Genomic DNA, 6,717 nt, shown 5'->3' with positions numbered 1-6,717 from the left:
TTTCCCCATGCAGGCCTTTGCCGAACTATATCGCCGTCTGGACCGGACAACGAGCCGGAATGCCAAGATTGAGGCGATGGCCGACTACTTCGAGCAGGCCGCACCCGTGGACGCCGCCTGGGCGGTGTATTTCCTGTCGGGGGAGCGGCCGAAGCGTCTCCTGAGCTCGACGGACATGCGCCGATGGGCGGCAGAGATGGTCGGTATCCCGGAGTGGATGCTGGAAGAGTCGTACACGACCGTCGGCGACACCGCGGAAACCATCACGCTCCTTCTCCCCGACGACGGCGGCAGTGCGCAGAAGACGCTGTCGTACTGGGTCGAGGAACGCCTGCTGCCTCTGCGGCATGAGGACGAGGCGGTCCAGCGCGACGAGGTAACGTCGATCTGGCAAGAGCTGGGACGCTGGGAACGGTTCGTCTGGAATAAGCTGACGACGAGCGGACTTCGCGTCGGCGTCTCGCAGGGGCTGACCGTCCGCGGCCTTGAAGCCTACAGCGGGATCGACCGCGACGTTCTGACCGCCCGCATGATGGGCGACTGGTCCCCGACCGCAGCGTTTTTTCAGAACCTGATCTCGGAGGACACGTCCGATGCGGATCGCAGTCGACCGTACCCATTCCTCCTCGCCCACCCAATCGACAACGACGTTCACCCTCAGGAGGTTGTCGGCGATCACGACCGGTTTCTCGCAGAGTGGAAATGGGACGGCATTCGCTCGCAGGTCATCCACCGCAAGGGCGAGGTGTTCATCTGGTCCCGCGGCGAAGAGCTGATCACGGAGCGCTACCCCGAGGTCGCCTCATCCGCCGAATCGCTGCCCAACGGCGTGGTCCTCGACGGCGAAATGCTCGCGTGGAAGGACGGTGAGGTGCTGCCGTTCGGCATGCTGCAGAAACGCATCGGTCGAAAAACGCTCCCATCCGACCTGCTGGACGACGTCCCGATCTCATTCATGGCATTCGACCTGCTGGAATGGGACGGCGACGACCTCCGCGAATGGCCCCTCCGGGAGCGTCGGGAGAAGCTCGAGTCGCTCTTCGACGCGGGACGCCACGGACAGAGCATCCGCCTCACGACCCCCGTGCAGGGTGACTCCTGGGACGCCCTCGCCGAGATCCGTGCCGACAGCCGGGAGCACAAGACGGAGGGACTGATGCTCAAGCGGCTGGACAAGTCGTACGCCGTTGGTCGGCCAAAGGGAAACTGGTGGAAGTGGAAAATCGAACCCTACACGCTCGACGGCGTGCTGATTTACGCACAGCGCGGTTCCGGTCGACGCTCCACGCTCCACACCGACCTGTCCTTCGCCCTCTGGGACGACGACGATGAACTCGTCATTTTCGCGAAAGCGTACTCCGGCCTGACCGACGACCAGTTCCAGGACCTCGACAACTGGGTCCGACGCCACACGGTCGAACGCTTCGGCCCGGTGCGGTCTGTCGAACCGGAGCATGTTTTTGAGATCGCGTTTGAGGGCGTCCGTCGCTCCAACCGCCACAAGTGCGGCGTGGCGACCCGGTTTCCCCGGATCAAGCGCTGGCGCCGCGACCTTTCACCGAAGGACGCCGACCGGCTGGACGACCTGAAAGCGCTCCTCCCCGCTCTCCCCGACCACGTGGACGCCGACGAATGACGACCGGATCACCTTCCAACGGGGACGCCTGGTACCATGCCGTGACGCGGATCGACGACTGGTTCGCCGACCGGGGCTGGGCCCCGTTCGACTACCAGCGTGACGTCTGGCGCGCGTACCGGGACGGCGATAGCGGCCTCGTCCACGCGCCTACGGGGACGGGCAAGACGTACGCCGTCTGGTTTGCCATTCTCCTTGAGTGGATGGCGGAGCAAGTCGCCGCGGGCCGAGACCTCGATGCGTACGACGCGCTCCCGACCCCGCCCCTGTCCGTTCTCTGGATCACCCCGCTTCGTGCCCTCAGCCATAACACCGTCGATGCCCTTCAGCGGGCCGGCCGCGAGCTGCGCCTGCCGTGGCGTATCGAGGGCCGAACGGGCGATACGTCGTACCGCAAGAAAAAAGGCCAGCTGTCCGACCCGCCGTCCGCCCTGATTACCACGCCGGAGAGCCTGTCGATCCTCCTGTCCTACCCCGACACGATGGAGCATCTTCAGAACCTCCGGATGGTGGTGGTCGACGAGTGGCACGAGCTCATGGGGTCGAAGCGGGGCGTTCAGACCGAACTCGGGATCGCCCGACTGCGCCGCTGGAACCCGGACCTCCGCACGTGGGGACTCTCCGCGACCATCGGCAATATGAACGAGGCGCGCGACACGCTGTTGGGCGAAGAAGAGGCCGAGGGCCGGCTCATCACAGCCGACATCGAGAAAGACATCCAGATCGATGCCCTGCTGCCGGAAGACGTCCACCGCTTCCCCTGGGCCGGCAACCTCGGCCTGCAGATGCTCGATCACGTGCTGGAAGAACTGGAAACGGTCGACAGCGCGCTCGTCTTTACGAATACCCGGGCCCAGGCCGAGCAGTGGTACCGCGCCATCCTCGACGCTCGTCCCGAATGGGCCGGTCATATCGCGCTTCACTACGGCTCCCTCAGCCGGAAGCAACGCGAAGTCGTCGAGGACGGCCTCGCCAACGGGCGGCTTCGCTGCGTGGTGTGCACGTCGACGCTTGACCTGGGCGTCGACTTCACGCCGGTCGACCGCGTCTTCCAGGTCGGCAGCCCCAAGGGGGTCGCGCGCCTGCTCCAGCGCGCCGGCCGGAGCGGGCACCAGCCCGGCGCCACCAGCCGCGTCACCGGCGTCCCCAGCCACTCGCTCCAGCTCGTCGAGTACGCCGCCGCCCGCGACGCCATGCAGGCGAACGACATCGAGGCACGCCGGCCGGTCCGCAAGCCGATCGACCTGCTCGTCCAGCACGTCATCACGATCGCGATCGGCTCCGGGTTTTTCCCCGATGACCTCTACGACGAGGTGGCCTCGGCGCATTCCTACCGCAACCTGACACGTGCGGAGTTCAACTGGGCCGTGCGTTGCGCGGCGACGGGCGGATCCGCCCTCAAAGCCTACGAAAAGTACCACCGCATCGAGAAGTACGACGGTGATCTCGAGAAATACCGCGGTATGTACGTCGGCACGAGCGACCGGCTGGCCCGGCGCCACCGCATGATGATCGGAACGATCACGAGCGATTCCAGCGTGGAGGTCCGCTACAAGAACGGGCACACGATCGGGCAGGTCGAGGAAACGTTTATCAGCCGATTGAAGCACGGCGACACGTTCAACTTCGCCGGGAAAACGCTGGAATTCCTCCGGATTGAGGACATGAAAGCCGTCGTACGCAGGGCGAAGAGTAAACCGGACGGCGTCGTCCCACGCTGGCTCGGGGGACGGCTCCCGCTGTCGAACCAGCTCTCCACATGGATCCGGCGACGCCTCGACGAGGCCGCCGACGCCACCTTCCGCGGTCCGGAGATGGGTCAGGTCCGGTCGCTGCTCGAGCTGCAGTCGAAGTGGTCAATCGTTCCCACCCACGCCGACTTTCTGGTCGAGCGTGTGCAGTCGAGCGAAGGGTTTCACCTCTTCATGTACCCGTTCGCCGGTCGCCCGGTGCACCAGGGGCTCGCCTCCCTCCTCGCCTACCGCATGGCCGAAGACGTGTCGATCACGTTCACCATGTCTTACAACGACTACGGCTTCGAACTACTTTCACCAGAACCCGCGCCTCTGCGCGACGCCATCGCCGGCGGACTGTTCGACACCGACAACCTGTCGTCGGAGATCGAGGCCAGCCTGAACGAGTCGGAGATGAGCCGCCGGCAATTTCGCGAAATCGCTCGCGTGGCCGGACTCGTCTTTACCGGCTATCCGGGGCAACCGAAGTCGGTTGGCAAGATTCAGGCATCCAGCGGTCTCATCTTTGACGTGCTGGAAGAGTACGAGGCCGAAAACCCGCTCCTCGAACAGGCCCGACGCGAAGTGCGAGAACACCAGCTGGAGGAAGACCGGCTGCGGGACGCCCTGGACCGTATTCGTGATGCCCGTCTGCACGTGATCGACGTCCCCCGCATGACGCCACTCGCGTTTCCTATCTACATCGACCGGCTCCGCGACCGCATCAGCTCGGAGAGCCTCGCCCAGCGCGTCCGCCGCATGCAGGAGGAACTGGAAGAGGCGGCGTTGAGGGGATGAGTGGGCAAGGGTGAAACGGGGGAGAGGGGGAAGGGGGGATGTGCGAAGGTGCGAAGGTGTGTATGTATGCGAGCGCACACTTGGAACCCAGAACCCGGCACTCGGCACTCAGAACCCGGAGCGCTGAACATTGAACCCTGAACCCTGAACTAAAAAATGCCTACCTTTCGTCTTCCGCCTTCGACCGAGGATGTCGAACTCGACCTGTTACCGGGACGGGCGGCGTTCTGGAGGGATCGAAAGACTCTCCTCGTCGCGGACGTTCACGTAGGTAAGGATGCGACCTTTCGGGCGGAGGCGGTTCCGCTCCCCCTCGGCAGCACGGACAGCGACCTGCAGCGGCTTTCGGACCTCATCCGTCGGACCGGAGCGGAGCGATTACTGGTGCTGGGCGACCTGTACCATGCTCGAGCGGGCATGACGGACGGCACCCTGGCGGCACTGCGTGCATGGCGAGCCGATCATCGTGGTGTAGACATCGTCCTCGTCCGCGGCAATCATGACCGGGATGCCGGCCTCTCCCCGTCCGACCTCAATATTACCGAGCACGACGGGCCGCTGGTCGAGGATCCCTTCTGTTTTCAGCACAACCCGGGTCCATCCGAGGACGGATACGTCGTGTGCGGACACCTTCACCCCGGCGTCGTGCTGCGGGGAAACGGGGGCCAGCGTGAGCGTCTTGCGTGCTTTCACGCGAACCCATCGCGCCTTGTCCTCCCCGCCTTCAGCGAATTCACCGGCCTTCACATCCTTCATCCCGAGCCGGGTGACCGCGTCGCGGTGGTTGCCGGCACCGATGTCATCGCACTCCCGGTGGATACCGTCGAATCGGCCCGCCCCTGACGGCTCGATCGACCTTCTCCCGGACACGAAACGCGCATTCCATGTCTGACAGAACCCGGATCCGAGCAGCGATTCTCGATCTTCTCCAGTCCCGCGATCCCGATGCATCCATTTGCCCGTCGGAGGCGGCACGGGCCGTGTTTGACGACTGGCGGCCGCACATGGACGAGGTCCGAGACGTCGCCGCGAACATGGCGGCGGACGACGAGGTTTACGCCACGCAGGACAGCGACCGCGTGTCCATCACGGAAGCCAGCGGCCCCATCCGGCTGCGGCTCGTCCATCACCCGGACGCCGACAATCGGGCTTAGGACGCATTTCCCGGGGACGCATTCCCGGGGGACGTCTCGTTCGGCTCTACCTCGATCAACTCCGAGGTCCCGGTCGACCGGTCGCCCGTGAACCACTGCCATGTCTCCTTCAGGACCAGCCGGCCCTGATCCGTGCGCTCCGGAACGGAGGAGCAGCGTCCGGCCTGTTGCTCTCCATCGAGCGTGAGGTGATGGTAGCAGAACTCGAGGTGCCCGTCCGGGAAAACGCGTCCCAGAAGGTGTCCTTCATCGATCGCCCCGCCGCGATAGGTCCCTGTCAGCCGATCTCCGGTCTGCTCGTAGAAAAACCGGGTGTCTCCGCCTACTTCTCCGTTTTCGGTATTCTGTCGCACGCGAAAAACGCGACCGTCGTAATCGATCATGATAGAGGCGCGAGGACACGATTCAGGTATGGTAAGAGTCGGATATGGACAGGCTCCGATCTGGCGCGTGCCGAAACGACCACACCCGTCGGGCGCTACTCGTCGACGGTAACCGGGCGCTCAAGCGGGAGGCTGACGGTGAAGCGCGTGCCTTTCTCCTTGATCGACTTGACGTCCACGCGCCCGTCCATTAGCGTTGCGAGACGGTGTGTGATGGCGAGGCCGAGGCCGTTCCCCTCGAAGTCGCGGTCTCGACCCGTCGACTCTTGCCGGAAGGCTTCGAAGAGGTGCGGGATAAACGCCTCATCGATGCCGACCCCGGTGTCCTGAATCTCGATGCGAAGCCAGTCGTCCTCCTCCCGCAACCGGATGGCGACGGATCCGCCCTCCGGCGTGAACTTGACGGCGTTGCTCAGCAGATTGTCGAGAATCCGGCGGAGGGCTTTTGCGTCGGTTTCCAGCTGGACGGCGCCGTCCGGCACGTCGGTCAACAGGGTGACATCGGATTCCTCTGCATCCCCCCGGAAGCGCTCGACTGCAGAGTGGACAGCCTCGGACGCATCGACTGTCGACGGCTCCAGCGCCATCGCTCCGGCCTCCAGCTTGGAGAAGTCGAGCACACTGTTCAGCGTGTCGAAGAGACGACGGCCGCTCTTTTCGATCAATCGCGCAAAGTGAAGAACGTCGGCTTCGTCGTCGTCCGGACTGGAGGCGGCGGCGTGGACCTCGCCGATCATTTCGGCGAATCCGATGATCGACGTCATCGGCGTCCGGATCTCGTGGCTCATGTTGGCGAGGAAGGCCGACTTGAGGCGATTGGCCTCCTCGGCCTGAGCGCGGGCCTGTTCGGCCTGTTCCTTCGCCGCAACGAGCGCTTCGACCTGGTGGGTCCGGTCCAGGACGACGGCCGCATTGGCCGCCATGATCTCGATCAGGCGGACGTCGAGGTCGCTGATGCCGTTCGGTTCGCGGCTTCCCACGGAGATGACGCCATGGCTCGCCACCGGAACGTA

At 64.6% G+C, this 6,717-nt stretch carries 6 protein-coding genes; 4 read left to right on the top strand and 2 right to left on the bottom strand.

Translation table 11 applies throughout. From position 1 onward, the window contains the following. From ACFCU0_RS11880 to ACFCU0_RS11865, 4 genes are all read left to right on the top strand, one after another. Nucleotides 1–1,636: ATP-dependent DNA ligase (locus tag ACFCU0_RS11880; protein WP_434973892.1), on the top strand; the 1,636-nt coding region annotated here is incomplete at its 5' end. Continuing rightward, nucleotides 1,633–4,167: a ligase-associated DNA damage response DEXH box helicase gene (locus ACFCU0_RS11875; protein ID WP_434973891.1), complete on the top strand. Its 2,535-nt coding sequence runs from the start codon at nt 1,633–1,635 to the stop codon at nt 4,165–4,167. The genes ACFCU0_RS11880 and ACFCU0_RS11875, both read left to right, overlap by 4 nt. 156 nt (nt 4,168–4,323) lie before the next feature. Further along, nucleotides 4,324–5,010 carry a ligase-associated DNA damage response endonuclease PdeM gene (gene pdeM, locus ACFCU0_RS11870; RefSeq protein ID WP_434973890.1) on the top strand — a complete coding sequence of 229 codons (687 nt, stop codon included), beginning with the start codon at nt 4,324–4,326 and terminating at the stop codon, nt 5,008–5,010. A 41-nt stretch (nt 5,011–5,051) separates the two neighbouring features. Continuing rightward, nucleotides 5,052–5,321 (top strand): DUF3253 domain-containing protein, encoded by a 270-nt coding sequence (locus tag ACFCU0_RS11865; protein ID WP_434973889.1) that lies wholly within the window; start codon nt 5,052–5,054, stop codon nt 5,319–5,321. Here the strand turns inward: ACFCU0_RS11865 and ACFCU0_RS11860 are convergent. Together ACFCU0_RS11860 and ACFCU0_RS11855 are read right to left on the bottom strand one after the other, a co-directional pair. Beyond that, on the bottom strand, nt 5,318–5,704 hold the full coding sequence (locus tag ACFCU0_RS11860) for a n-acetylglutamate synthase (RefSeq protein WP_434973888.1): 387 nt from the start codon (nt 5,702–5,704) through the stop codon (nt 5,318–5,320). The two genes, ACFCU0_RS11865 and ACFCU0_RS11860, sit on opposite strands and share 4 nt — an antisense overlap. Nucleotides 5,705–5,799: 95 nt before the next feature. Then, nucleotides 5,800–6,717 (bottom strand): ATP-binding protein (locus ACFCU0_RS11855; protein ID WP_434973887.1); only part of this gene is annotated, 918 nt, incomplete at its 5' end.

It is taken from the genome of Longibacter sp. (assembly GCF_051155795.1).
Lineage (GTDB): Bacteria > Bacteroidota > Rhodothermia > Rhodothermales > Salinibacteraceae > Longibacter.
The sequence above is the reverse complement of the archived record's forward strand: the minus strand, read 5'-3'. Positions and strand labels throughout refer to the sequence as shown.

What these genes read in the sequence shown, in the direction of transcription:
- ACFCU0_RS11875 (WP_434973891.1), top strand. Translation starts at nt 1,633, where the DNA reads ATGACGACCGGATCACCTTCCAACGGGGACGCCTGGTACCATGCCGTG.
- ACFCU0_RS11860 (WP_434973888.1), bottom strand. Translation starts at nt 5,704, where the DNA reads ATGATCGATTACGACGGTCGCGTTTTTCGCGTGCGACAGAATACCGAA.
- pdeM (WP_434973890.1), top strand. Translation starts at nt 4,324, where the DNA reads ATGCCTACCTTTCGTCTTCCGCCTTCGACCGAGGATGTCGAACTCGAC.
- ACFCU0_RS11865 (WP_434973889.1), top strand. Translation starts at nt 5,052, where the DNA reads ATGTCTGACAGAACCCGGATCCGAGCAGCGATTCTCGATCTTCTCCAG.